Consider the following 21,766-nt stretch of genomic DNA (forward strand, 5'->3'; position numbering starts at 1 on the left):
AAAAGCCCGCCAGAACTGGCGGGCCGGGGTAAAAACGATCCTCACGGGATCATGCGAATCCATGCAGCATAGCCATGCACGACTTGCTAACGCCTCGCTGCGCTCGTTGTTCAACCTTGCCAGCGTCAGAATTAGCATTCTTTCCCCTGGCAACGTTCTCGAATTTAACCCGCAGCGGTTAGCTGGAGGCCTCCATTGATTTGCTGTATTCATGGCTGCGGATCTTCGCCATCAGCTCGTCGGTCAGCTCTGAAACCCACTGGATCGCCAGCCCCTTTTCTTCGTTGCTGCATTCACTCATCGCGACAAGCTTGATAAAAAAATCAATACGCTGGAGCTTCACCGACTCCAAAAAATAATCCTGCATGTTACTCTCCTATAACTTAAATTTTGATACAGATAACTGTATATAAATACACTGTTTATAAAAACAGTATAACAGCAATTTCCGAAAGTAAATCATTTTCTAACTTCAACTAACTCAACGAGTTAACATCATTAACCGCATGAATTATTGACGCCGAAATATCAATACCACTGTCGCCATTTGTCATCTTCCTGCAGCCTGCCGTTCCGATAAAAAATACGCATCCCGGCCCCGGAGGGAATGCTGCCGCCGCGCAGAAGCAAATCAATCTCCGGTTCACTGCCCGCCAATCCTCGGGACTTCAATTCCGCCTCAAGCTGCAGCCGTTGGTGCTCGGTAATATCCTGCTTGTACCCCTTCCGGCGTCTCGGTTTCACCAACCGCAGCCGCGCGTTTAGCTCACGCAGCTCCTTTTTGCTCATATTGTGGAAATCAGGCGGTGGATCTGCCTCGCCTGTTTCCTCTGGATCACTCTCGAAATAGTTCATTTTTTCAACAGGGGGACAGTTATTGCCACGAGTCCAAGGGGCGCAAGCGCCCTGGTCGGCTGACGCCTCCTGAACGTCAACGGCCTTACGCACCACTTTCCATTTCATGGCGTGCGTGCAGATCCTGCCCTCTACAATCGGGGACCAGACGCCATAAATACGGATGCCGTGATCGCCGTAAGCGCCCGGTTCATCATTCAGCTCGTAGGCTGTTCGGATAAGGTGATGCTTGCGGGGAACCAGCACGCCGCCCTGCTTCATGATGTAAGTGGCAAAACAGCCGGCATCGGCGGCAGCCAGCACCGCATCCAGACGCGGATTATCCAGCACCGGCACGCCCGCTTTGCTGTCGCTCTGCACTCTCGCCACCTGCCCCGCCAGCAAACGCAGCTCGCGATATGCCTGCCGCCCTGGAATGCCAAAGAAACGGAATTGCTGAACGCGATGCAGCGACGCCCAGGCACTGACATGCTCGGCGCTATCGCGCAGTGATTTGCCGGTTTCCTTACTGATTTCTTTAGCCAGCCCGCGCCCGTCGATGTTCTTGCTGATGTATTTGGCGATATAGCTGGTCGGCGTGCCTTTGCGCGGGTTGATAAGCTCTGACTTAAAGCGCGGCCCGGTGTCGTTCCCCAGTTCCTCGCGGTCTTCACGGATGGCAAATTTACGCAGCAGTGTGGTGATGGAACGGCGATCTTTTTTGCGCATAAAACACAGCAAATGCCAGTGCACGGTGCCGTCATGGTGCGGCTCTGCAACACGGACGCCATACCAGCGCAGCGCGGTCTTATGCATTGCCTTGCGAAAAGCGGCGAATGTCGCCACCAGATAATCGCTGCTCTGGCGAACCGTGGCAGTGCTCCACTTCGGGTTTGGCCTGCCGTTGTTGAGGGTTGCGTGAAGGCGTGACGGGCAAGTGATGGTGTAAAACACCGCACAGTCTCCGCGCGTTTCCGCGATCAGCTCCATCCCTTTAACGCAGGCCATCATTTCATTGCGGCGGTGCGTTGGATTGCTGCTGCTCGCATTTACTACGTCTTCCATCTCCAGCGCGTCGCCGTCGGCATTGACCAGCTCGTGCGAGCGGAAAAACTCCAGCGCTCTGCGGCGTTGCTCGCGTTTGTGGATCACGGCCTCGAGGCTGATATACGGCGAGGCTTTTCTGTTGACCAGGCAAACGGCGCGTAGCTGTTCCTCGCGCCACTCACAGCGCATCTGCCACAACTTACGATACCACCAGTCCGCGCACAGCATCCGCGCCAGCGAGCCGGGGATCAGATCATAAGGCACTGGCTTACGGCGTCGTTTCTTGCGGCGTAGCTGCTCAAATGCTGGCGGTATCACCTCCAGGCGCATAGCCTCTGCGGCAACTCGTTCCCACGACTTGCGGATCTGTTCGGGCTTAACGTCGTCGGTAACAAACAGCTCGCCGCAGGCCGCATCGAGACACATGCTCATATGCGCCGCAACCAGCGTGGAAAGGCGCTTAACGTGTTCCTGATTCATTTCAGGCAGTGCCAGCAGCCCGTCCAGCCCTTGCTGGCTCGCCATAAATCGGAACGAGGCAGATACCTGACTGCAGCGCACGCGCTCCAGCCGCTCGAGGCACGGACGAATTGTTTCGCGCAGGTAGCGGGACCAGGCTTTCACTCTGCCCAGGCTGCGGAAGTAATTAATCCGCTCCAGCAGTGGCTTGCTGATATGTGGCGGCATGGCGCGAACGTCAGCCAGAATCGCCAAATCAGGGTTGTAGCGCTGCTGTTCGTGCGCCATTGTGACGCGGCTTAGTAGCTGATCCTGCTCGATTTCATGCTGAAACGGATCACGGTTCTCATTGAAAAAATAGCGTTGCCAGACCTCATCACTCAGCGCCTCGCGGCGCAGCCGTTCATGCTCGTTATCCGTAGCGTAAAGAGCGATCAGGTTTGAAAGCGCAGAAGCCGGCGCAACTTCCGCCGGGTCCAGATAAGGGTTAACTGCTTTTTTAGGGGCATTCCATGAATAAACTGTGGCGGCTTTATCTGCGCCGCCAGGGTTATTCATCACCGGAGCTAAAGGCTTCACAGGGAACGTCCATTACCGCACATGATCACAACGCGCCTCTGCTGTAATGCTTCCCTTTCAGCTCAGCGATTTCCTGACAGGTGATGCAGCACTGCACGCCCGGAACGGCGCGGCGTCGCGCTGGCGGGATTGGCGCGTCGCATTCAATACAGAACAAACGGGAAATACCCGGTGTGGTGCGCCGGGCAGTGTGAATGTGGCGCTGGCGTTCTTCTTCCTCGCGCTGCTGTACGAGATCCATTGAGTCTGCCATTAGTGCCAGTCCCCTCTTGATTCCGCCTCGCAGCGGGCAGCTTCACGGCGCAGCAATTCCGCTGCTTCGATGCCATTCATTCCCTGCTGCAAAATATGAATCGCCAGGGCTTCCATGCGGATGGAAACCGCAAATGCCCGGTTTTTGCGCTCATCCAGCCGGGCCTCGGTGAGCAGGATATTCACTCCCGCATCGTCAGGGCCGGTTTGCGTTTTACGTGTCTGGGTATTTTTCATTTAACTTCTCCTGAATTCAGGCAAAGGAATGCCCGGCGGGTTTACGCCATTTATTTCTGGTTTGGTTTAATCCGGCAGGGTTAGCCGTTTTGGAAATAAGCTCACCACTGCACGAAAATGATTCATTGCTTTAATCAGTTCCCGCTTTTCGTCAGTAGTCAGATCACTAATATTGACGCCGTGACGTTCTGCCGGAATTTTTGCCATAAAGAACAGGGCTGCCAGTGCCCGCTCGTTCTGTAACTTATTTACGTCTCGCGGATCACGCATATCTTTTATGAACCGTTCAAGCTCGGCTTCAATATTCAGGCCGAACACTTTAGCTCTTAATTCCGCGATATGGTTTAGCCCATCGAGACGTTGACCAATGTTTATTGGAACAGTCGCTACATCGCCTTCAATAGCCATCGTTCCCCCCTTGTTCATCCTTTTGAAAATATGCCGGGATTTTTCAACACGCCCGGCGCGTGCCCTGGTGGTAGACTATTTGCGCCAACAACCATCTACCCCCTCAAGGAGAAACCTGATGTCAGACACTGACAATTTTCACGTACTGCCTCGCCCCGCGCCTGCACCGCAACCACAGCCGGGGCAAGATAAAAAATAGGAACCGGCATGATTAAGCAAAGCTCCGAGTATTTTCATTTAACCTACTGCTATTACCTTGAAGCAATGACAGCAACGTTTCATGGCAGAGCAGATAAATTAATGACGGCGATCCAGCTTATTAGCGGAACTGCTGTATTTACGAATATGAGCCTGAGCTGGTTATTCGCTTTACCTGTCGTCGTTATCGCGACAATTCAACTTGTGTGGCAACCCGCAATTATTTCTGAACGGGCAAACGTACAAAGCCGTCAGTATGGTGAATTGCTTTATGAGGGGGATGAATTGACCCCGCAACTGATCGCACAAAAACTGAAAACCCTGCACCACTCTGATTCCGCAACTTTCGGTTCTTTGTTAAATCCGGCCTATAAAAGAGCGGCTATTGCCTGTGGTCTGACCGATGACGTTAACCTCAGCTTTCAGGAAAAACTTTTCGCCTGGTTCGCTGGGTGCCTGCCACGTTAACTGTTCAGGGGTTTAAGCACTCTCGTCCTTCCTGTTCCCCGCACAGCCTGCTGGCGGGGAACCACTTCAATAGATGGATGCCATTTTTTCCCGCCGGGTAAAAGTATCCAGCCGTGTCCGTAATGCATTGCCGGGCTTTGCCTGACAAGCAGTGATGCGAATGATGGCTCTTTTCTCAACATAGCCACCTCAGAGCAAACCGAACGACGCACCAAGGCCGGTGACGGTATCCACCGCGCTTGCCATCGCAGGGTTAACATGCAAACGCGCCTGTAATGACACCGCAGTGAGTGCCATCAGGCGCGTAACGGCATTAACGCTGCTGATCACATCGCGGCGGCCCGCCGTGGTTTTCACCTCACCGGATACCGCGCCGGCGGCGACACGCCCGATTTCAGCGGTCGCGCTCAGGACGTAATGCGGCAATTTCTCTTTTGCTACCTCATTCACCGGAACACACGGCAGGCAATGGATCTGCGCCAGGAAACCATCGACCAGTGTTGAGTCCTCCGTGAGATCGGTCAGCAACCAGATATCTGCTGCTGTGAGTTGGTGCGGCTGCGAGGGGTTCAGCTTGTTACGCAGCATCTGGACGTTCATTCCGGCACGCGCCGCCAGCTTCGCCATATTATGGCGCAGTGCGAAAGCACGGCAGGCATCATTGAAATACGGTTGTTGTGAAACGCGATAGTCAAACATAGTCAGCTACTCCGCAAAGTCTCAGAATGGAACTAGTTGATAGTCACGTTGCAATCAGAAAGGGCATCAACCGTCATTGCCGCGATGTTGATCATCACTTTTTCACGCTTTTTGTCCTTGCGAAGACGATGGCGGAGCAAACGTCCATCCGCCAACATATCGTTGATGGTGTCGATAGATAACCCTGTGAGTTCACTATATCTTTCGATAGTGACGTGGGGGGTAATGAGAGTGATTGAAATGTTAGGTCTCATGATGCAACATTCCTCGTTTAGCAATGATTAATCAGGGTGAATACTGATCGTTTGTATTTTGTGAACACCATAAACATACGATCGCACCATGAAATCGTCAAGACAAAAGTTCACTTGAGGTGATCATGAATCTGGAAAAAGGCGGCCGTGGTGCTATAGAGCGAATGGTTGAAGCCTATGGCTTTAAGACGAGACAAGCTTTGTGTGACCATTTAGGGATTTCAAAAAGTACCCTTGCAACGCGCTACATGCGCGACTCTTTCCCGGCTGAATGGGTAATTCAGTGCGCACTTGAGACTGGCACGTCGCTTAACTGGCTAACTACTGGTCAGGGCACATTAAAAAGTTCACAAAAAGAAAACATCAAAGAGATTGAAAAGAAGATTTTATCAAGTGGAAAACTACTTCCTGATGGTTTTTACGTTTTCGATAACAACTTTTTGCCTGTAAACCTGAAAAACCCTTTTGTTGTGATCGATGGCACATCAAAGTATATCTGTGATAAGGATTATGGAGATGTACGTGATGGTAAGTGGATCGTTGGTATCGATGGCGAAGTTGCTATCAGGAAGCTGACCCGGCTGCCAGGGCATCGTATAAATGTCGAGGGCAGTAACAGCTCCTTTGAATGCAGAATAGATGAAATTGATATCATCGGAAAAATTACAAGCGCGATAGTGAATTTTGCAAGTTAATTTATAAGGAAATAAATATGTTTTCTAACACCATACGAAATATACTTGTTTGTTTATTTGTAATTCTTCCCATTACAAGTTTTGCCAAAAATTATCCATGTTCTGGTAAGAAAGGTGGCGTTTCACATTGCACATCTGATGGAAAGTTCGTATGCAACGATGGAACTATAAGTAAGTCAAAGAAAACATGTGCTAAAAACTAAGGTGGCTTCATATGAATGATGCTATGAATTTTGAAAGCAGAGATGAGTATAAAAGAAAAAGCATTGCGGAAAAAATAATAAGCTTACTCGAGTCACCATTAAAAATATCCCCTATTGTTATCGATGGCGACTGGGGAACCGGTAAAACAGAATTTTCAAAAAAATTAGCGGCATTAATTGAAAGTAACGATTCTGGGCACAAGGTCGTATACGTTGATGCATTTACTGAAGATCATAATGATGCACCCATATTAACGATAATGGCTGCAATTGTTGCATTATATCCGGAGAGTGAAAAGAAGGAGTTAATATCAAAGGCATTACCAGCATTGAGATTTGGGATCAAGACTGTGCTTAAAGCTGGAGCTGGTTGGGTTTTAAAACAAAATGCAGATGATATTGCGGATGGATTTGAAGATGCTATTAAAGATGCTGCTAACTCAGCTATAGATGGTACTGTAGAAGCACTGCTTGACGAGCATATTGAAGCGAAGAAACATCTATTTGCGCTCAAGGAAGTTCTTGGAGAATTAACTAGAAATAATAAAGTTACTATTATTATTGACGAATTAGATCGATGTAAACCTAGCTTTGCCATTTCAATTATAGAGAACATAAAGCACGTATTTGATACTGACAATCTTAATTTCTTGTTAGTTGCTAACATTTCACAACTGAAAGCATCAATAAATCATATTTATGGCTCTGCTGTTAATTCAGAAAGATACCTTGATAAATTTATAAAATTCACTTACAGCCTTCCGGTTACTTTCACTGAAAACAATTATGATAATATTCTGGCTTCGAATTCTCATTGGAGAATGCTATGTAACGAGTCTGAAAACCTAAAAGATGTTGAAGAGAGCAGCATTAATATAGTCCAAAAATTCATTAGCTTAAAAGGCTTGTCGCTGCGGGAAGTTGAAACTTTATCAAGATATCTAGAAATTTACCAAATCTTATCTCAAAATGGGATAAGCAAAAAATTCATACCCGGCTATTGCAATTATCGAACACTCGCGGTAATTTTCTATGCATTTAGCCGCGAACTGGCACTTGATTATTTAGAAGATAAAGTAGACCCTCAGTTAATAATCGATTTCTTCGGTGTTAATAGACTCCCATATCAATCAGACCAATACAACACAGATATTTACTATTATGAATTATTTGGTATAACTTATAAATATATGCCGGAGGGTTCTCCTTTGCTTCCTTCTGATGAAAAACAAAAAAACAGATGGGCTGAAATAAGCGATTATCATATTTTAAAAGGAGGTGCAGGTATGGAAGATCCAGTTAGAATATTTAAAAACGCTTTAAAAGTTTTCCTACTTCAATGAAATGTTTGATTGCAGACCATTAAACATTGACCACTGTTCAAACACACAGTTAAATTTAGCCCTCAGATATGAGGGCTTTTTTATGACAGTACGGAAACTCGAAAACGGGAAATGGATTTGTGAATGCTACCCCACAGGGCGCAGCGGTCGCCGTGTACGTAAGCAGTTCGCCACCAAAGGCGAGGCATTGGCTTTTGAACGCCATACGATGGATGAGGCAGAGACTAAGCCCTGGCTTGGAGAATCGGTAGATCGCCGGACACTTAAAGACGTCGTAGAACTCTGGTTCAAACTGCACGGTAAATCCTTGACGGCTGGCGAGCACGTTTATGACAAGCTGCTCCTGATGGTCGATGCCCTCGGAAATCCTCTCGCTATCGATCTCAGTTCCAAAATGTTCGCGCACTACCGCGATAAACGTCTCACCGGCGAAATCTACTTTAACGAGAAATGGAAGAAAGGAGCCAGCCCGGTAACCATCAACCTTGAGCAGAGCTATTTAAGCGGTGTTTTCAGTGAGCTTGCACGCCTCGGGGAATGGACCGCGCCGAACCCGCTGGAGAATATGCGTAAGTTCACCATCGCAGAAAAGGAGATGGCCTGGCTGACGCATGAGCAAATAACGGAACTCCTATACGACTGTAGCCGTCAGAGCGCCCTTCTCGCTTTGGTTGTCAAAATTTGCCTCAGTACCGGCGCACGCTGGCGCGAAGCGGTGAATCTCACCCGTTCGCAGGTCACTAAATACCGCATCACCTTCGTTAGAACCAAAGGCAAGAAAAACCGCAGCATTCCGATCAGCAAAGAGCTGTACGAAGAAATTATTGCGCTGGACGGCTTCAAGTTCTTCAACGATTGCTACTTTCAGTTTTTGGCGGTGATGGAGAAAACATCGATTGTGCTTCCCCGTGGGCAGCTAACTCATGTACTGCGCCATACGTTCGCAGCACACTTTATGATGTCCGGCGGCAACATCCTTGCATTGCAAAAAATACTGGGGCACCACGACATAAAAATGACCATGCGCTATGCTCATCTCGCTCCAGATCACTTAGAAACGGCACTCAGGTTCAATCCACTCGCCACAATGATTGAATCTTAAAAATTAATTTTTAGCCCTGTAAGCCCATAAAGGGGTGAGCATTTATATTTATCACCCCACATAACAATAATTGGAACGATTAGGGAACACCATTCGAATTCTTATCTTTAACTTTTAGAACAAGCTTTTTCCAGTCGTTATTTCCAAACGAAGATATTGGATACTCCTTACATATATCATCCAACACCTCTAGCCCAGTCACATAATTTTCTGTATTATAAGAATCTTCTAACATCAGGCCATTCCTAACTGATTCAGAGCAACCTGAAGCAAACGTATCCCCGTCTAATATGAGATGTTCTAAATACATGTATTTTTCAATTAAACGTCTGTACTCACGATATTGGTTCTCCTCATTCCCATGAGAAATATTTATAATTAAAAGGAGTGTAATTTCAGAACCTAAGAATGAACGAACCATACTTGTGTAAAATTTTCTTTTTTTACCAAGAAAATCAGCACCATAATAGTTTTTATCGATATGCTTAAGCAAGTAGTAAAGTACACGAAAATAACTTCCATAATACGCGTCTAATTGGTGCATTCTTTTATTGCATGAAATCAGATCTTTTTCACTTCCAAGTCCTAATATGGATGATAGTTTATCACCAAAATCTTTCCTTGAAAGCAAACTTTTAAGTTGATCATTATGTTGTTCAAGAAGTAAAGAAAAATTACGTTCAAAAGTATCTCTGCGATTATTTTTAGTAGCAATATACAATGCTACAAAAACAGAACTCAAAGTGCCAAAAGCTACAAAGAACTGAATCAATTCTTTATACGAACAAGCAATATTATTACCTTTAGTTAACACCCATGTACTAAGTTCCATCATAGGATTCCTCAAACAAAATAAAACAAAGAAAGCAAGCAAATAAACAAAAACTTTTTCAGCCCTAGTCATCACAATCCCCATTCCCTATCATTTAACTTCTCCAGTAACGCTCTTCAATTATAAAAATTGAATTATTTTATAAATTAAAACAATAATCAGTTTTTAAAAAAAATAAAAACTCAATCATTTTCATAGAAAATATTATTGTCAATCCTCGTGGGTAAATAATTTAACATATAATTACTTAGGAGTATCATAATCTTCTCAAATTTCAATAAGTCAAGAACATAAGCGTTTACACCACTGAAAAAATGTTCGATGCTGCGATGTTGCATCGAAGGTGAGATATGACCAGCTTACTTTAGCTAATGTCTGAGTAGCCTTCAAATTGATAGCATACCCTAATCTACTTAATGGCGACAAAGTGGCGGCAGAGGTTGGCATTACCCCTTAGTTGCCCCTCCTCATCACAAACCTAATTCATTGATTTTTATACAAGTCGTTGTTTTTGAAAACCCATTTACATAAATGGGTTTTTTGTTGCCTTTTTTCATTGCCCTGATCGGTTTGAACCGATAAGAAGCCTGTGTTTCGCCTTTCCTCTGACTCTGGCGAAGCAATGCAGATTTGGTAATATCGATGCCGAAACAGCTCTACTCGCTATAACGGGAAAACGATGAAAGCGGAAGAAAATAGACTCGAAAGCTGGTTAAAAAAATCATTATACCGCGATGTTTTTTATAAAATCGGCATGTGGTGCGTTATCTCCATTATTTCATTTTATATTGCAGGAAAAACGGCGAATTTTGATGTCGCAAAATATCTGCTTAGTTTTTTAGATAAAAGTATGCCGCAACTTAATTACGGCTGGATGGTGTTATTTATTATTGCCCCGGTATCCTTTTTCATGAAAGATATGGAAGCCATGAAACCCGATACCTGGGGAATGGAGACCCTGCGAGGCAAGCTTGGCGCAGCACTGCGCAAAGTGACCAGCGATCTGCTGCTGTGGTCCAGCGGGGTTTCTACAGCGTTACTGACAATATCATTAATGGCGTTCGCGATTCTCTTTTACAGAGAACCTCAAGTGACCTATAAAAGCCTTATGCAAATCGCTTTTGTATTAACGGTATTATTCATTTTCTTATTTGCCAATGTATGGTGTTATTTCATATTAAAACGCAACAATGCTGTACTCTTTTCCATTATGAATAGTCAGCGAGGGATAAAGTTAGGGCATCTTATTATTATTCTATTCTGTTTATACGCCGCGCATAAAATATCTGTCGATATCGACAAAAAAGCGACGGTTGAACAATCGCAGCCAAGAACGTCTTAGAACACCACGCGAAACCATATCGCCCACAGCGCATAAACACCCCCCGCTAAAAAGCAGAGCCCGTAGCCCCATACAATCCCCGATTCACGGCGCAGGTAGAATTTAAGCGGGTTGCGGTGCAGATTGGCGGCGTTATAAGTTTTATGGAAGTGTGTCATCTGTTGCGCACCTTTGCTGATAAGCGCAAGGAAAAAACTCACCGTTATGATCATTGCAAACGCCATATAACACTTCAAAAACAACCTGAGACCGGTAAACACCCACGGACCGGAGTCTCTGCTAACACCCGCAACGCCGTGCTTTTTCAGCATAATGGCGGCACCACTTAATATCAGATGCACCAGCAGAAAAAGGCCAAAATGTTTCGCATTTGTGGCAAAGGTATTTTTTAAAGTGATCCCAAAGATCCAGGCAAAAAACGCTGCCGCGGATATCAGCCACATTACGGTGTTTAACAACATTCTATTCCTTTTCAACAGGTTGTTTGAATTTCCTATTTTTGCATTAATACTAAAGCGATCGCCAGCGCCTTGTTCTTCATTGTGCTCTTTTTAACCATCACCCGATACTGCAAGGAGCCCCCTAATGCTGATTTACAACGTTTTTGGTCGTTATATTGGTGTGAAGCGCGTGGCGGATGACTGGCAGGTGTTCCGCGTGGACAAAAGCGAAGGCAAGCATTCGCGGCTTTATAACATCATTATTCCTGGTGAATTAAGCGAAGCAGAGATCCCCGGTTGGCTGGGGGATATTTTCCATGAGGCCGCAACGGAAAAACATCCCGATGTTTTTCGCGTGGAATAAAGGAGCAGAAAATGTGTGCACAGTGGTACAGCCAAAGGCCGTTCGATGTACGGCTGGAGTGGGGTTTAGCTGCAGCGGAGCACCTGGCGCGGGAAGCCGATTGTGTGGTGATTGTCGACGTGATGTCATTCTCCACGTGCGTTAGCATCGCCACCGATAACCAGGCGCTGATTTACCCGTGGCCGTGGAAAGATGCCAGCGCGCAGCGCTACGCGCAGGAAAACCATGCCGATGTTGCCAGCTTCAACCGCACCTTTGCCGGAGGCAAATACACGCTCTCGCCCGCCTCGCTATTGCCTATTCCCGCCGGACACCGGCTGGTGCTCCCCTCGCCTAACGGTTCCACCCTTTCGTTTAAAGCACGCGACTGCGGCGGCGCAGTATTTAGCGGGTGTTTTCGCAACCGACTGGCAACTGCGAAGGCTTGTGCAGGTTTTGAGCGTATTTTGCTGATCCCGGCCGGGGAACGCTGGCCGGATGGCAGCCTGCGCCCGGCGGTGGAGGATTATCTGGCTGCGGGTGCCATTATCGCCGCACTTGGTGCGCGTAAGCTATCGCCCGAAGCACAAGCAGCAAAGGCTGCCTTTCATGACAGCGAATTCAGCGATCTCCGTCACTGCGCGTCCGCTAACGAACTCCACGCACGGGGTTTTTCAGCAGACGTAGAATTGTGTCTTGCTCTTGACGCAAGCCATCGCGCCTGTGCATTAATCGACAACGCGTATCGCTCACTGTCCGGCGAGACGCCCGATCATTAAGCGAATGGCTTCGCGGCTCAGCGGCTCGCGATCGACCACAAAATGCAGCGTCATCCCTTCGATAAACGCATCCAGCGCACGTGCCGTCATCGGTTCGAACCAGCGCTCCAGCGTGGTCTGGCTGGTGCGCATCCAGTCTTGCATCACATTTTTCAGCGTAGGCTGGCGGTTCATAAACGCATACAACTGATACATCAGTTCCATATTGCGCGTGGTGGTCACCTGAGCGCTGTAAATCAGCTCGGTTAGCGCCTCACAGGCTTTTGCCTGACTGTCAACACCGTCGAAGAAAGCGGCGTATTGCGCCGACATCTGGCGGGTAAACAAGCTGAAAGCCTCTTCTAACAACGCATCGATACCGGAAAAGTAATAGGTCATTGAGCCCAGCGGCACATCAGCACAGCAGGCGATTTTACGGTGCGTCACCGCCTGAATCCCATGTGCGGCAATGGTATCCAGCGTCGCTTGCAGAATGCGGTCACGTCGCTGCGGGTCGTTGGGTCTTCGGGCCATAGATCCTCTCACTCATTTATGTACAAATGTACACTTCCTTGCTAGTGTTGTCTTATCTTTTCTTTTTCACAGTGAAAATATGACTGAAAATGCATCGCGAAAAGCCCTGCAACATCGCTTGTGGGCGCTGTTTACCTTCTTCTTTATACCGGGGCTATTAATGGCGTCATGGGCCACACGAACGCCAGCAATCCGCGATATTTTATCGGTCTCCACCGCGGAAATGGGCGTGGTGCTGTTTGGCCTGTCGGTCGGTTCGATGAGCGGCATTCTCTCCTCCGGCTGGCTGGTAAAGCGCTTTGGCGCACGAAAAGTGATCCGCGCCAGTATGTCGTTCAGCGTCATCGGCATGATGGTGCTGAGTATCGCATTGTGGCTGGCGTCTCCGCTGTTATTTGCCATCGGCCTGGCTCTTTTTGGTGGCAGTCTGGGTGCGGGCGAAGTGGCAATGAACATAGAAGGTGCGGAAGTCGAGCGTGAGATGGGCAAAACCGTGCTGCCAATGATGCACGGTTTTTACAGCTTCGGCACGCTGGTCGGCGCAGGCATTGGTATGAGCGTTACCGCTATTGGCCTGGCGGCCAACTGGCACATTCTGGCGGCGGCACTGGTGGCGATTGTTCCCATCATACTGGCGATTTCTGCCATTCCGCATGGCACCGGCAAAGACTCCGCCGAGGAGAAAGCGCGCGGGGAAAAAAGGCAGCCGTTCTGGCGTGATACTCAACTGTTGCTGATTGGCGTGGTGGTGCTCGCAATGGCATTTGCCGAAGGTTCCGCCAACGACTGGCTGCCGCTATTGATGGTGGACGGGCACGGCTTTAGCCCGACGTCCGGATCGCTTATCTACACCGGTTTTACCCTTGGAATGACCGTCGGGCGATTTGCCGGCGGCTGGTTTATTGACCGTTACAGCCGCGTCACAGTAGTGCGCGCCAGCGCGTTGATGGGTGCGCTGGGCATCGGACTGATTATCTTCGTTGATAGTGCCTGGGTGGCGGGCTTCTCGGTGATTTTGTGGGGGCTTGGTGCCTCGCTCGGCTTCCCGCTGACCATTTCCGCCGCCAGCGATACCGGCCCGGACGCGGCAACCCGCGTCAGCGTGGTCGCCACTACCGGCTACCTGGCGTTTCTCGTCGGCCCGCCGCTGCTCGGTTTTCTCGGCGAGCACTACGGCCTGCGTAGCGCCATGCTGGTGGTGATGGGGCTGGTGGTGATTGCCGCCGTGGTTGCCCGCGCGGTCGCCAAACCGGCCCCGGAAACCCAGGCTGAAACCTGCTGATTGCGCGGCGGCGCTGTTGATAAGCGCCGCCCTATCCTTCCAGCGAATTCCCCACCCGTTTATCACGCAGAAACACCACCATTAAGCCCAGCCACAGCACGCCGTTAGCCAGGTTGAAGAGGCTGAACAAGCCATTGCCGCCGCTCAGCCAGGCGTGTTTACTGATTTCGATACCGACGGTAAAAATAAACATCTGTAACATGCCCATTGCCGCCGAAACGGTGCCTTTACTCATCTCGCTGGCAAACAAGGTCAGACGCACCAGCCCGGCATTTGCCAGCCCAATACCAAAGGCGTACAGGCTCAGCCCGGCGGTCATCCATAAGTAAGCATGCGAAGAGGCAACAGTCGCGACAGCTGCCAGCAGCAACCCGGCCGCGATTGGCCAGCCACCCATAATGATCAGCGCGCGCACGGTGCGCCGGGAAGTAAGCCGCGCCAGCACCAGGTTACCGATAATCAGCGCGCCAAAAATCGGCACCTGCAACAGGCCATACTCATAGCTGCTCAACTGCTCACCGCTGATGATGATAATCGGCGACTGGGCAATCCACGCCAGCAAAGGCAGGCTGACAAAACCTGTCGCCAGCGCCCCGGCGACAAAACGCAGGTTCTTCATCACTTCGGCATAGTCGCGCCACAAGGCTTTAAAGGAGAGCTTTTCACCAAGCCGCGTGGCGGTCTCCGGCATCGCCCGTTGCAGACCAAAAAAGGCAAATGCCGCCAGCAACGCGAACAGCACAAACATCCCCTGCCACGGCGCGGCATGCACCCACGCAGCACCCACCAACGGGCCTAGCAGCGGCGCTATCAGCGCCACGTTTGCCATCAGCGCAGTGATTTTTATGCACACCGCTTCTTCGAAAGATTCCTGGATTGCCGCGTAACCGACCGCGCCAATAAAGCACAAACTAATACCCTGCAAAAACCGCAGTAGCGTGAACTGCTCAATGTCCTGTGCCAGCAGTGTTGCCAGGCAAGTAACGATAAACCACACCACGCCGGTTAGCATCACCGGGCGACGGCCAATGCGATCCGACAGCGGCCCTAGCAGCCACTGCAAAAACATGCCGCCCGCAAGGTAAGCGGTCATTGACGTTGGCACCCACTCAATACCGGCGTTGTACTGCTCCACCACGGCCAGCATGCCGGGCTGGATCATATCGTTGGCGATATAGGTAGAGAATTCGTAAAGCACCAGGCAGAGGGGAAACAGTAGCGCCCGTCGTCCCAGACGTTGGCTCGTTAAGGTATGGTTTTGCATGCAATCTCTTCATCTATGAAAAATCGCGCAGAGTGTAATCAATGCCGCTATGCAGCGATAGGAAATTTTCTGTCACAGATTAAATAAAGCACATTTCAGTTCGTTTAAGGTTCACTTAAGTGCGCAGCCGTAAGATACGCCCTCAGTGGTACGCTCCAGGAATCGTCTAACTCTCAGATGAGTAAGACAAAACCCCTTTACCGTTGACCATGCCGCTTTTATGGTGGGCGCTTTCGCGTCAATTTTGCTTATTTCATCAAAGAGTAACAAGCGTATGTTAGAGAGCCTGAATTACACCCTCTTTTACTGGATTAACGCCACGCCAGACTCTCCGCGCTGGCTGATTGCGTTTGCCGATTTTGCCGCCAGCGATTTGATCAGCATTGTGCCGCTGCTGGCGGTTGGCCTCTGGTTATGGGGTCCACGCGAGCAAGTGAATGCGCAACGCCAACTGGTGATAAAAGTCACGCTGGCAATGCTGGTCAGTCTCTGCTGTTCGGCGTTGCTGGGGCATTTTTTCCCGCACGATCGCCCCTTTGCCGATCGCGTGGGCTACAACTTCCTGCACCACGCGCCGGATAGTTCTTTCCCGAGCGATCACGGCACGGTGATCTTCACCTTTGCGGTCGCTTTCCTTGCCTGGCACCGTTTGTGGTCGGGCGCGCTGTTGATGGTCATCGGTCTGACCATCGCGTGGTCACGCGTTTATCTTGGCGTGCACTGGCCGCTGGATATGCTCGGCGCGCTGCTGGTGGGTATCGGCGGCTGTTTGTCGGCGCAAATCCTCTGGCAAGGCTTTGGCCCGGCGCTCTACCACAGTGTGCAACAACTCTATCGAGCCTGTTTCGCCATGCTGATTCGCCGCGGCTGGGTACGTGACTAAGCCCTGAGGCAAAGGTAATATGAACGCCCTGCTCAATGCAGGGCTTTCTTTTATTCAGGGGAATTATGGAAACAAGACGCGACGAACGGATAGGCCAGCTGCTGGCGGCGCTCAAGCGCAGCGATAAACTGCACCTGAAAGAGGCGGCGACGCTGCTTGGCGTATCTGAAATGACCATTCGCCGCGATCTCAGCGCCAACAGCGCGCCGGTCGTGCTGCTGGGCGGTTACATCGTCCTGGAGCCGCGCTCCGCCAGCCATTATCTGTTAAGCGACCAAAAAAATCGTCTGGTAGAAGAGAAGCGCCACGCGGCAAAACTTGCCGCCGGGCTACTTAAAGCACATCAGATGGCCTTTTTCGATTGTGGCACCACCACGCCATGGATCATTGAAGCCATTGCGGACGATCTGCCCTTCACCGGCGTCTGTTACTCGCTGAATACCTTTCTGGCATTACAGGAAAAACCGCAGTGTCGCGCCATTCTCAGTGGTGGTGAGTTTCACGCCAGTAACGCCATTTTCAAACCATTGAATTTCAACGAAACGCTGAATAATCTGCGCCCGGATATCGCCTTTTATTCGGCGGCGGGCGTGCATGCCGAGCAAGGCGCGACCTGTTTTAATCTGGAAGAGTTGCCGGTAAAACACTGGGCGATGGCCTGCGCGCAATACCACGTTCTGGTGGTGGATCACAGCAAGTTCGGCAAAGTGCGTTCGGCCTGCATGGGGCCATTGAGCCGCTTTGATGTGCTGGTCAGTGATTGTCGCCCCGACGAGGCGCTGGAGAACGAAGCAAAAAAACACCAGTTAACGTTGCTCTATTGACCGTGCCCGGCTGGGCACGGTCGAGGTTGTATCAGGAGAACCAGCCGCCAAACCACTGATGAAATTTCAGCAACACAAAATCCCACATCCGGCCAATGAAACCGGCCTCTTTCACCGCTTCCATCACCACCAGCGGGCGTTGCTCAATCGTTTTACCGTTCAACTGAAAATCGATGGTGCCCACCACCTGACCTTTGGTCAGCGGAGCCTGCAGTTCCGGCTGCGTTAAGGTGTAGCTGGCTTTCAGGTTATTCAGTTGCCCCTTAGGAATGGTGATAGATCCTGCTTCACCCGCGCCAAGTTTCGCTTCACTCTCATCGCCAAACCACACGCGCTGGCTGACAAATGTCGCGTCAGGTTTAATAGGCGTGACCGTGTCGAAGAAACGGAAACCCCAGGTAAGCAATTTTTCCGACTCATTAAAGCGGATGCGGTCCGTTTTCGCCCCCAGCACTACGGAAATCAGGCGCATATCACCTTGCGTCGCCGAGGCCACCAGGTTGTAACCCGCGCCATCGGTGGTGCCGGTTTTCATGCCATCCACGTTCATGCCGGTGTTCCACAGCAACCGGTTACGGTTCGGCTGGCGGATTTTATTGAAGGTGAACTCTTTTTCTTTATGAATGGCATACTCATCCGGCACATCATGAATCAGTGCCTTGCCGAGCAGCGCCATATCGCGCGCGGTGCTGAACTGCCCCGGCGCATCCAGGCCGTGCACCGTTTTAAAGGTGGTATTGGTCAGGCCGAGTTTTTGCGCATAGCTGTTCATCAGGCTTACGAATGAGTCCTGGCTGCCCGCCACGAAATCTGCGATAGCGATACTGGCATCGTTGCCGGACTGGATAATCACGCCTTTGTTGAGATCGGCAACGGAAACCTGGTCGCCGGGTTTCAGGAACATCAGCGAGGAACCACGCAGCGCCGGGTTACCGGTCGCCCAGGCGTCTTTGCCGACGGTCACTGTATCAGTGAGATGAATTTTTCCGGCTTTCAACGCCTGGCCAACTACATAGCTGGTCATCAGCTTCGTGAGGCTGGCAGGATCAAGCTTCTCGTCAGCGTTGCCTTCTGCCAGCACCTTACCGCTGGCGTAATCCATCAGGATCCACGCCCTCGCATCGACGGTAGGCGCACCCGGCGTTTGTTCCACCGCGTACAACGAAGGGGAGAAAAGCATCAACAGCGCAGAGCCCGCAACCAGGCTGCGAAGGGATAAAGAGAAATGCGTCATAGGGGCCACCCGAGTATCCATTCAAAAACGTCACAACACCGTGCCGCAACAAACGGTCAGTAATAGCGCACAAACGGAACGAAAAAAACCGTCACTGGGTAAAGTTTTTAAAGTTTACGCAATAACCGCGTGGTGCGTGCCGTTTGTGCTGAATATTTATCCCCTGAATAATTCGAGTTGCACCTTGCGCGTTGAGCCGTGCTTGCGCTGGCACCGAAGGAGCGACGCTTACGAAGGAACCGGTAACAAAACCCGCGCATCTGCAACTTGAAGAATGACGGAGATTGGCACACGATGAATGTCACACCGACACTCATTCACACCACTGAGGTAAAAATGATAACGCTATGGGGCAGAAATAACTCGACTAATGTCAAAAAAGTTCGCTGGCTGCTGGAAGAGCTGGAATTACCGTACCAGCATATTCTGGCGGGCAGAGAATTCGGCGTGAACCATGAGCCTGAGTATCTGGCAATGAACCCGAATGGTCTGGTGCCGCTGCTGCGTGATGATGAAACCGATGTGGTGCTGTGGGAATCCAACACCATCGTGCGTTATCTGGCGGCGCAGTACGGCCAGGGCCGTTTGTGGGTGGAATCCCCTGCTGAGCGTGCGCAAGGGGAAAAGTGGATGGACTGGGCGCTGAGCACCCTTTCGCCAAAACATGGCCCACTATTACAGGGACTGGTGCGCACCGCGCCGGAACAGCGTGACAACGCCGCGATTGAAGCCAATAAAAACGCGCTGGATGAGCTGTTCGCGCTGCTCGACGATGTGCTGGCAAAACAGGCGTGGCTTTCCGGGGAAGCGTTTGGCTGCGGGGATATTGCCGTCGCTCCGTTTATCTATAACCTTTACAACATTCCCGGATTACGCTGGGCACCGCACGCCAACCTGCAACGCTGGTATGCGCAATTGTGCGAACGCCCCGGCTTCAAAAACGCGGTAATGATCCCGGTAACCTGAGTATTTTTTTGACCGGTGGCGCTGGCATTATCACCTGCTGTTGATGGTAAAATGCGTCCGGCGCCATCCGGTCCTCCCACGCGGCAATTCGCCGGTCTCGCGTCCAGGCGCAGAGAGGTTACTCCTCATCACCCTCGCCATCCGCAAACAGCGGGTCGTCTTCTAAAGGAGCCAGGCTACTTTCATCCCACTCGATCTCATCCATTGCGTAGTCCATCAGATCTACTTCACAGCACTCCTCCAGCAGCGCTTCTGCCTCATCAAGGAGTTCGATTGCATCCTGATAAAACGGCATCACGTCAGGTTCGGCCACTTCGTCATTATTTATCGCGTCGAGTTTATGGATAGCAAAATCGATATTTTGCAAACTCTCCTGCAAAAGCGCCACCTCTTCGCCACACTCTATACCCGAAATTACCGCAGCATGATCATCACTCAGCGCGTCATCCCGCTGAGTAAAAGCGTGACCGGCTAAGCCAGATTGTCTGGCGACCGACAGAAATGATTGTGATCTTTTCTTTAAAAAATTAGCCCGTTCTAATGAAAGACCCAACTGCTCAGTGGCGATATTATCCATCATACCCATCTCGTAAAGTGATATAAGATTTTCGTTACTGCTAAATAATTATTTTTCACATGGCTTGCATGCGGTACTGAACCGAAACACGCCGAAGCAATACCGGGACGGTTTCTATATATTGAAAGCAGGTGCTAATGGCGTTACTCATTTCTCTGGGGGAGCTGGAATTTAAATAATCATCCAATGTTATCAACGCACACTCATAGGTAAATAAAAAATCGGTCAACTCTGGCGGATATGGCTGCAGCGTCAGTTCATCGCGAAGCTCATTATACAGGGCCATCAATTTTTTCAGCGCAACGCAGGCATCTGTCCTTTTGTTTTCAAATGCATGCTCATTCAATGCAAGTTTGATAATGGCAAGTAGCGATCGATGAACGTTGGTATATTTTGAGTTAAGAAACATGAGTCACCTCTGACATCATAAATTTGCCAGCGTCTACACCCGGCGTTTTATTGACGATTAAGCGCGATAAAAAAGACACATTCTAAAAAGACCCAGCACTACTGCTGAGAGACAAACACTTATCAAAAACGTAATGTTTGTATCTCAACATATTTTTATAGCCAGCGATCATGTCGCCGTGATTACCGTTTAATTAAGACAATAAAATCACTACAACGTATTCAGCCTTGCGTTAATTCGGCCACCGACATCGCTGCCAAAACTATAATATTTTTCCTTCATAATATCGCCTTCACGCACCATCATAAAAACCCGGCGCGATAAATTATTATCTTTGATATTAATATATTTAATACTATTGTGTTCGTTACCAAGCGTTGAAAGTTTCGGGAAAAAGGAGACATTATCCGAATGTTTTACCATATATCTGATGGTTTCCAGATCGTTTGAAATACTCCGTGCATGGTTGAGTATCTCCTCGCTGCCAGGTTCAAGATTGAGATGTTCTGGCATCGATGTGGTCATAATGAGCTTATGTTTTTTCAACTCATTGAGATCAATCACTTCTTGTTGAGACAGCGGATGGCTGTTGTTTACGCCCAGGACAAATTGCTCTTCATAGAGCTGAGCTTCAAGGAAGTTATCGTTATCAATAGGCCCAATCAGTAATCCCAACTGTAATTGCCCTTTTCCTAACATATTCAGTAAATTATCTTCGCTGACTTCATGGAGCTTGATCTCATTATCCGGGAATTTTTCTTTGAAGGCGCTGAACAGATCTTCATATATATAGGAACCAAGCGTCGGGGTGACACCAATATTGATAACGCCAACCGGCTGAAAACGCAGCCGCTGGGCTAATTCATGCAGGTTATGTACCTCACGAAGAATATTTTCAATCAGCGGCAACAAATGCAAACCGATCGGCGACAGGCTAAACCCTTTGCCTTTACGATGCAGTAGTGGAATGCCTAATTCCTCTTCCAGTTTTTTGATTTGAATGCTCAGGGTGGGTTGAGAAACATCGCACTCCTCAGCCGCCTTCTGAAAATTCATATGTTTTATCAACGCGACGAAGTATTCCAAATCTTGCGTTCTCATAAAGCCAACTCTCCCGTGTGCAGACAAAAAACACAAAAACATCACACAACATAAGCCTTTTATATTTCAGCCAGGGTAGCAAACACAACCGCGACTGATGCGTGATTTTTCGTGCTAAATTTAATTTAAGTGCCATTTTCGGCACAACTATTCAGTTATTTGTTATATAAACAACGCTGTATTCTTTCTTATCAGTAAT

At 49.4% G+C, this 21,766-nt stretch carries 28 protein-coding genes; 12 read left to right on the top strand and 16 right to left on the bottom strand.

The window, feature by feature from the left end:
- Positions 1 to 178: 178 nt before the first annotated feature.
- From C813_RS38280 to C813_RS38300, 5 genes are all read right to left on the bottom strand, one after another.
- Positions 179 to 367 (bottom strand): hypothetical protein, encoded by a 189-nt coding sequence (locus C813_RS38280; protein WP_017456095.1) that lies wholly within the window; start codon positions 365 to 367, stop codon positions 179 to 181.
- A 161-nt stretch (positions 368 to 528) separates the two neighbouring features.
- Complete coding sequence (locus C813_RS38285) at positions 529 to 2,898, bottom strand: replication endonuclease (RefSeq protein ID WP_017456094.1); 2,370 nt, start codon at positions 2,896 to 2,898, stop codon at positions 529 to 531.
- 46 nt (positions 2,899 to 2,944) lie between these two features.
- Positions 2,945 to 3,172: a TraR/DksA family transcriptional regulator gene (locus C813_RS38290; RefSeq protein ID WP_017456093.1), complete on the bottom strand. Its 228-nt coding sequence runs from the start codon at positions 3,170 to 3,172 to the stop codon at positions 2,945 to 2,947.
- Complete coding sequence (locus C813_RS38295) at positions 3,172 to 3,408, bottom strand: DUF2732 family protein (RefSeq protein WP_017456092.1); 237 nt, start codon at positions 3,406 to 3,408, stop codon at positions 3,172 to 3,174. Before C813_RS38295 ends, C813_RS38290 begins: the two co-directional genes overlap by 1 nt.
- Before the next feature lie 66 nt (positions 3,409 to 3,474).
- Complete coding sequence (locus C813_RS38300) at positions 3,475 to 3,816, bottom strand: DUF5347 domain-containing protein (RefSeq protein ID WP_017456091.1); 342 nt, start codon at positions 3,814 to 3,816, stop codon at positions 3,475 to 3,477.
- A 207-nt stretch (positions 3,817 to 4,023) separates the two neighbouring features.
- On the opposite strand from C813_RS38300, the gene C813_RS38305 reads away from it, so the two are divergent.
- Positions 4,024 to 4,482, top strand: coding sequence for a hypothetical protein (locus tag C813_RS38305; RefSeq protein ID WP_017456090.1), 459 nt, complete (start codon positions 4,024 to 4,026; stop codon positions 4,480 to 4,482).
- On the opposite strand, the gene C813_RS46490 is transcribed toward C813_RS38305, so the two are convergent.
- Genes C813_RS46490 through C813_RS38315 form a run of 3 tightly spaced genes read right to left on the bottom strand, consistent with a single transcriptional unit; the run spans position 4,479 to position 5,435 of the window.
- Complete coding sequence (locus C813_RS46490; RefSeq protein WP_017456089.1) at positions 4,479 to 4,664, bottom strand: phage filamentation protein Fil family protein; 186 nt, start codon at positions 4,662 to 4,664, stop codon at positions 4,479 to 4,481. The two genes, C813_RS38305 and C813_RS46490, sit on opposite strands and share 4 nt — an antisense overlap.
- A 7-nt stretch (positions 4,665 to 4,671) precedes the next feature.
- Positions 4,672 to 5,181, bottom strand: coding sequence for a phage regulatory CII family protein (locus tag C813_RS38310; RefSeq protein ID WP_017456088.1), 510 nt, complete (start codon positions 5,179 to 5,181; stop codon positions 4,672 to 4,674).
- A gap of 32 nt (positions 5,182 to 5,213) precedes the next feature.
- Positions 5,214 to 5,435, bottom strand: a complete 222-nt coding sequence (locus tag C813_RS38315; RefSeq protein ID WP_004223867.1) for a hypothetical protein — start codon at positions 5,433 to 5,435, stop codon at positions 5,214 to 5,216.
- 125 nt (positions 5,436 to 5,560) lie between these two features.
- On the opposite strand from C813_RS38315, the gene C813_RS38320 reads away from it, so the two are divergent.
- The 4 genes from C813_RS38320 (at position 5,561) to C813_RS38330 (ending at position 8,778) form a co-directional block, all read left to right on the top strand.
- The gene (locus C813_RS38320) at positions 5,561 to 6,130 is read left to right on the top strand and encodes a phage repressor protein CI (RefSeq protein WP_017456087.1); all 570 of its coding nucleotides are present in this window, start codon (positions 5,561 to 5,563) and stop codon (positions 6,128 to 6,130) included.
- 17 nt (positions 6,131 to 6,147) lie between these two features.
- Positions 6,148 to 6,333 (top strand): YdcA family protein, encoded by a 186-nt coding sequence (locus C813_RS46495; protein ID WP_083200633.1) that lies wholly within the window; start codon positions 6,148 to 6,150, stop codon positions 6,331 to 6,333.
- A gap of 11 nt (positions 6,334 to 6,344) precedes the next feature.
- A complete protein-coding gene (locus tag C813_RS38325; RefSeq protein WP_017456086.1) occupies positions 6,345 to 7,676 on the top strand; it encodes a KAP family P-loop NTPase fold protein in 1,332 nt (443 codons plus the stop codon).
- A gap of 82 nt (positions 7,677 to 7,758) precedes the next feature.
- Positions 7,759 to 8,778 (top strand): phage integrase, encoded by a 1,020-nt coding sequence (locus C813_RS38330; RefSeq protein WP_017456085.1) that lies wholly within the window; start codon positions 7,759 to 7,761, stop codon positions 8,776 to 8,778.
- Between the two features lie 79 nt (positions 8,779 to 8,857).
- Here the strand turns inward: C813_RS38330 and C813_RS38335 are convergent, their stop codons facing one another.
- A complete protein-coding gene (locus C813_RS38335; RefSeq protein WP_017456084.1) occupies positions 8,858 to 9,694 on the bottom strand; it encodes a putative phage abortive infection protein in 837 nt (278 codons plus the stop codon).
- A 595-nt stretch (positions 9,695 to 10,289) separates the two neighbouring features.
- Here C813_RS38335 and C813_RS38340 point away from each other — a divergent pair.
- The gene (locus C813_RS38340) at positions 10,290 to 10,952 is read left to right on the top strand and encodes a hypothetical protein (protein ID WP_017456083.1); all 663 of its coding nucleotides are present in this window, start codon (positions 10,290 to 10,292) and stop codon (positions 10,950 to 10,952) included.
- Here C813_RS38340 and C813_RS47555 read toward each other — a convergent pair.
- A complete protein-coding gene (locus C813_RS47555; protein WP_238593038.1) occupies positions 10,949 to 11,164 on the bottom strand; it encodes a hypothetical protein in 216 nt (71 codons plus the stop codon). The genes C813_RS38340 and C813_RS47555 overlap by 4 nt on opposite strands.
- 373 nt (positions 11,165 to 11,537) lie before the next feature.
- Here C813_RS47555 and C813_RS38350 point away from each other — a divergent pair, with 373 nt between their 5' ends.
- Positions 11,538 to 11,756 (top strand): DUF7661 family protein, encoded by a 219-nt coding sequence (locus C813_RS38350; RefSeq protein WP_017456081.1) that lies wholly within the window; start codon positions 11,538 to 11,540, stop codon positions 11,754 to 11,756.
- 11 nt (positions 11,757 to 11,767) lie between these two features.
- On the top strand, positions 11,768 to 12,514 hold the full coding sequence (locus tag C813_RS38355) for a 2-phosphosulfolactate phosphatase (RefSeq protein WP_017456080.1): 747 nt from the start codon (positions 11,768 to 11,770) through the stop codon (positions 12,512 to 12,514).
- On the opposite strand, the gene C813_RS38360 is transcribed toward C813_RS38355, so the two are convergent.
- Positions 12,485 to 13,027 (bottom strand): TetR/AcrR family transcriptional regulator, encoded by a 543-nt coding sequence (locus C813_RS38360; RefSeq protein ID WP_017456079.1) that lies wholly within the window; start codon positions 13,025 to 13,027, stop codon positions 12,485 to 12,487. The two genes, C813_RS38355 and C813_RS38360, sit on opposite strands and share 30 nt — an antisense overlap.
- 79 nt (positions 13,028 to 13,106) lie before the next feature.
- Here C813_RS38360 and C813_RS38365 point away from each other — a divergent pair, with 79 nt between their 5' ends.
- Complete coding sequence (locus C813_RS38365) at positions 13,107 to 14,309, top strand: MFS transporter (RefSeq protein ID WP_017456078.1); 1,203 nt, start codon at positions 13,107 to 13,109, stop codon at positions 14,307 to 14,309.
- Positions 14,310 to 14,340: 31 nt separating this feature from the next.
- Here C813_RS38365 and C813_RS38370 read toward each other — a convergent pair whose 3' ends face one another.
- Positions 14,341 to 15,573: an MFS transporter gene (locus tag C813_RS38370; protein ID WP_017456077.1), complete on the bottom strand. Its 1,233-nt coding sequence runs from the start codon at positions 15,571 to 15,573 to the stop codon at positions 14,341 to 14,343.
- Between the two features lie 274 nt (positions 15,574 to 15,847).
- On the opposite strand from C813_RS38370, the gene ybjG reads away from it, so the two are divergent.
- Positions 15,848 to 16,456 carry an undecaprenyl-diphosphate phosphatase gene (ybjG, locus tag C813_RS38375; RefSeq protein ID WP_017456076.1) on the top strand — a complete coding sequence of 203 codons (609 nt, stop codon included), beginning with the start codon at positions 15,848 to 15,850 and terminating at the stop codon, positions 16,454 to 16,456.
- A gap of 65 nt (positions 16,457 to 16,521) precedes the next feature.
- Positions 16,522 to 17,280 carry a DNA-binding transcriptional repressor DeoR gene (deoR, locus tag C813_RS38380; protein WP_017456075.1) on the top strand — a complete coding sequence of 253 codons (759 nt, stop codon included), beginning with the start codon at positions 16,522 to 16,524 and terminating at the stop codon, positions 17,278 to 17,280.
- 31 nt (positions 17,281 to 17,311) lie between these two features.
- Here the strand turns inward: deoR and dacC are convergent, their stop codons facing one another.
- Complete coding sequence (dacC, locus tag C813_RS38385) at positions 17,312 to 18,514, bottom strand: serine-type D-Ala-D-Ala carboxypeptidase (RefSeq protein ID WP_017456074.1); 1,203 nt, start codon at positions 18,512 to 18,514, stop codon at positions 17,312 to 17,314.
- A 336-nt stretch (positions 18,515 to 18,850) separates the two neighbouring features.
- Between dacC and C813_RS38390 the strand changes: the two genes are divergently transcribed.
- The gene (locus tag C813_RS38390) at positions 18,851 to 19,480 is read left to right on the top strand and encodes a glutathione S-transferase family protein (RefSeq protein WP_025263679.1); all 630 of its coding nucleotides are present in this window, start codon (positions 18,851 to 18,853) and stop codon (positions 19,478 to 19,480) included.
- 118 nt (positions 19,481 to 19,598) lie between these two features.
- On the opposite strand, the gene C813_RS38395 is transcribed toward C813_RS38390, so the two are convergent.
- The 3 genes from C813_RS38395 to C813_RS38405 all read right to left on the bottom strand — a co-directional run bounded on the left by C813_RS38395 (position 19,599) and on the right by C813_RS38405 (position 21,567).
- Positions 19,599 to 20,060, bottom strand: a complete 462-nt coding sequence (locus C813_RS38395) for a hypothetical protein (protein WP_238593039.1) — start codon at positions 20,058 to 20,060, stop codon at positions 19,599 to 19,601.
- Between the two features lie 52 nt (positions 20,061 to 20,112).
- Entirely contained in the window at positions 20,113 to 20,466 is a 354-nt protein-coding gene (locus C813_RS38400) for a hypothetical protein (protein ID WP_017456071.1), read from the bottom strand.
- A 210-nt stretch (positions 20,467 to 20,676) separates the two neighbouring features.
- Positions 20,677 to 21,567 (bottom strand): LysR substrate-binding domain-containing protein, encoded by an 891-nt coding sequence (locus C813_RS38405; protein ID WP_017456070.1) that lies wholly within the window; start codon positions 21,565 to 21,567, stop codon positions 20,677 to 20,679.
- Positions 21,568 to 21,766 lie beyond the last annotated feature (199 nt).

The sequence above is a fragment of the Kosakonia sacchari SP1 genome (assembly GCF_000300455.3).
GTDB classification, from domain to species: domain Bacteria; phylum Pseudomonadota; class Gammaproteobacteria; order Enterobacterales; family Enterobacteriaceae; genus Kosakonia; species Kosakonia sacchari.

Coding starts and splice junctions, on each gene's coding strand:
- C813_RS38280 (WP_017456095.1), bottom strand. CDS start 367: ATGCAGGATTATTTTTTGGAGTCGGTGAAGCTCCAGCGTATTGATTTT.
- C813_RS38285 (WP_017456094.1), bottom strand. CDS start 2,898: ATGAATAACCCTGGCGGCGCAGATAAAGCCGCCACAGTTTATTCATGG.
- C813_RS38290 (WP_017456093.1), bottom strand. CDS start 3,172: ATGGCAGACTCAATGGATCTCGTACAGCAGCGCGAGGAAGAAGAACGC.
- C813_RS38295 (WP_017456092.1), bottom strand. CDS start 3,408: ATGAAAAATACCCAGACACGTAAAACGCAAACCGGCCCTGACGATGCG.
- C813_RS38300 (WP_017456091.1), bottom strand. CDS start 3,816: ATGGCTATTGAAGGCGATGTAGCGACTGTTCCAATAAACATTGGTCAA.
- C813_RS38305 (WP_017456090.1), top strand. CDS start 4,024: ATGATTAAGCAAAGCTCCGAGTATTTTCATTTAACCTACTGCTATTAC.
- C813_RS46490 (WP_017456089.1), bottom strand. CDS start 4,664: ATGTTGAGAAAAGAGCCATCATTCGCATCACTGCTTGTCAGGCAAAGC.
- C813_RS38310 (WP_017456088.1), bottom strand. CDS start 5,181: ATGTTTGACTATCGCGTTTCACAACAACCGTATTTCAATGATGCCTGC.
- C813_RS38315 (WP_004223867.1), bottom strand. CDS start 5,435: ATGAGACCTAACATTTCAATCACTCTCATTACCCCCCACGTCACTATC.
- C813_RS38320 (WP_017456087.1), top strand. CDS start 5,561: ATGAATCTGGAAAAAGGCGGCCGTGGTGCTATAGAGCGAATGGTTGAA.
- C813_RS46495 (WP_083200633.1), top strand. CDS start 6,148: ATGTTTTCTAACACCATACGAAATATACTTGTTTGTTTATTTGTAATT.
- C813_RS38325 (WP_017456086.1), top strand. CDS start 6,345: ATGAATGATGCTATGAATTTTGAAAGCAGAGATGAGTATAAAAGAAAA.
- C813_RS38330 (WP_017456085.1), top strand. CDS start 7,759: ATGACAGTACGGAAACTCGAAAACGGGAAATGGATTTGTGAATGCTAC.
- C813_RS38335 (WP_017456084.1), bottom strand. CDS start 9,694: ATGGGGATTGTGATGACTAGGGCTGAAAAAGTTTTTGTTTATTTGCTT.
- C813_RS38340 (WP_017456083.1), top strand. CDS start 10,290: ATGAAAGCGGAAGAAAATAGACTCGAAAGCTGGTTAAAAAAATCATTA.
- C813_RS47555 (WP_238593038.1), bottom strand. CDS start 11,164: ATGATCATAACGGTGAGTTTTTTCCTTGCGCTTATCAGCAAAGGTGCG.
- C813_RS38350 (WP_017456081.1), top strand. CDS start 11,538: ATGCTGATTTACAACGTTTTTGGTCGTTATATTGGTGTGAAGCGCGTG.
- C813_RS38355 (WP_017456080.1), top strand. CDS start 11,768: ATGTGTGCACAGTGGTACAGCCAAAGGCCGTTCGATGTACGGCTGGAG.
- C813_RS38360 (WP_017456079.1), bottom strand. CDS start 13,027: ATGGCCCGAAGACCCAACGACCCGCAGCGACGTGACCGCATTCTGCAA.
- C813_RS38365 (WP_017456078.1), top strand. CDS start 13,107: ATGACTGAAAATGCATCGCGAAAAGCCCTGCAACATCGCTTGTGGGCG.
- C813_RS38370 (WP_017456077.1), bottom strand. CDS start 15,573: ATGCAAAACCATACCTTAACGAGCCAACGTCTGGGACGACGGGCGCTA.
- ybjG (WP_017456076.1), top strand. CDS start 15,848: ATGTTAGAGAGCCTGAATTACACCCTCTTTTACTGGATTAACGCCACG.
- deoR (WP_017456075.1), top strand. CDS start 16,522: ATGGAAACAAGACGCGACGAACGGATAGGCCAGCTGCTGGCGGCGCTC.
- dacC (WP_017456074.1), bottom strand. CDS start 18,514: ATGACGCATTTCTCTTTATCCCTTCGCAGCCTGGTTGCGGGCTCTGCG.
- C813_RS38390 (WP_025263679.1), top strand. CDS start 18,851: ATGATAACGCTATGGGGCAGAAATAACTCGACTAATGTCAAAAAAGTT.
- C813_RS38395 (WP_238593039.1), bottom strand. CDS start 20,060: ATGATGGATAATATCGCCACTGAGCAGTTGGGTCTTTCATTAGAACGG.
- C813_RS38400 (WP_017456071.1), bottom strand. CDS start 20,466: ATGTTTCTTAACTCAAAATATACCAACGTTCATCGATCGCTACTTGCC.
- C813_RS38405 (WP_017456070.1), bottom strand. CDS start 21,567: ATGAGAACGCAAGATTTGGAATACTTCGTCGCGTTGATAAAACATATG.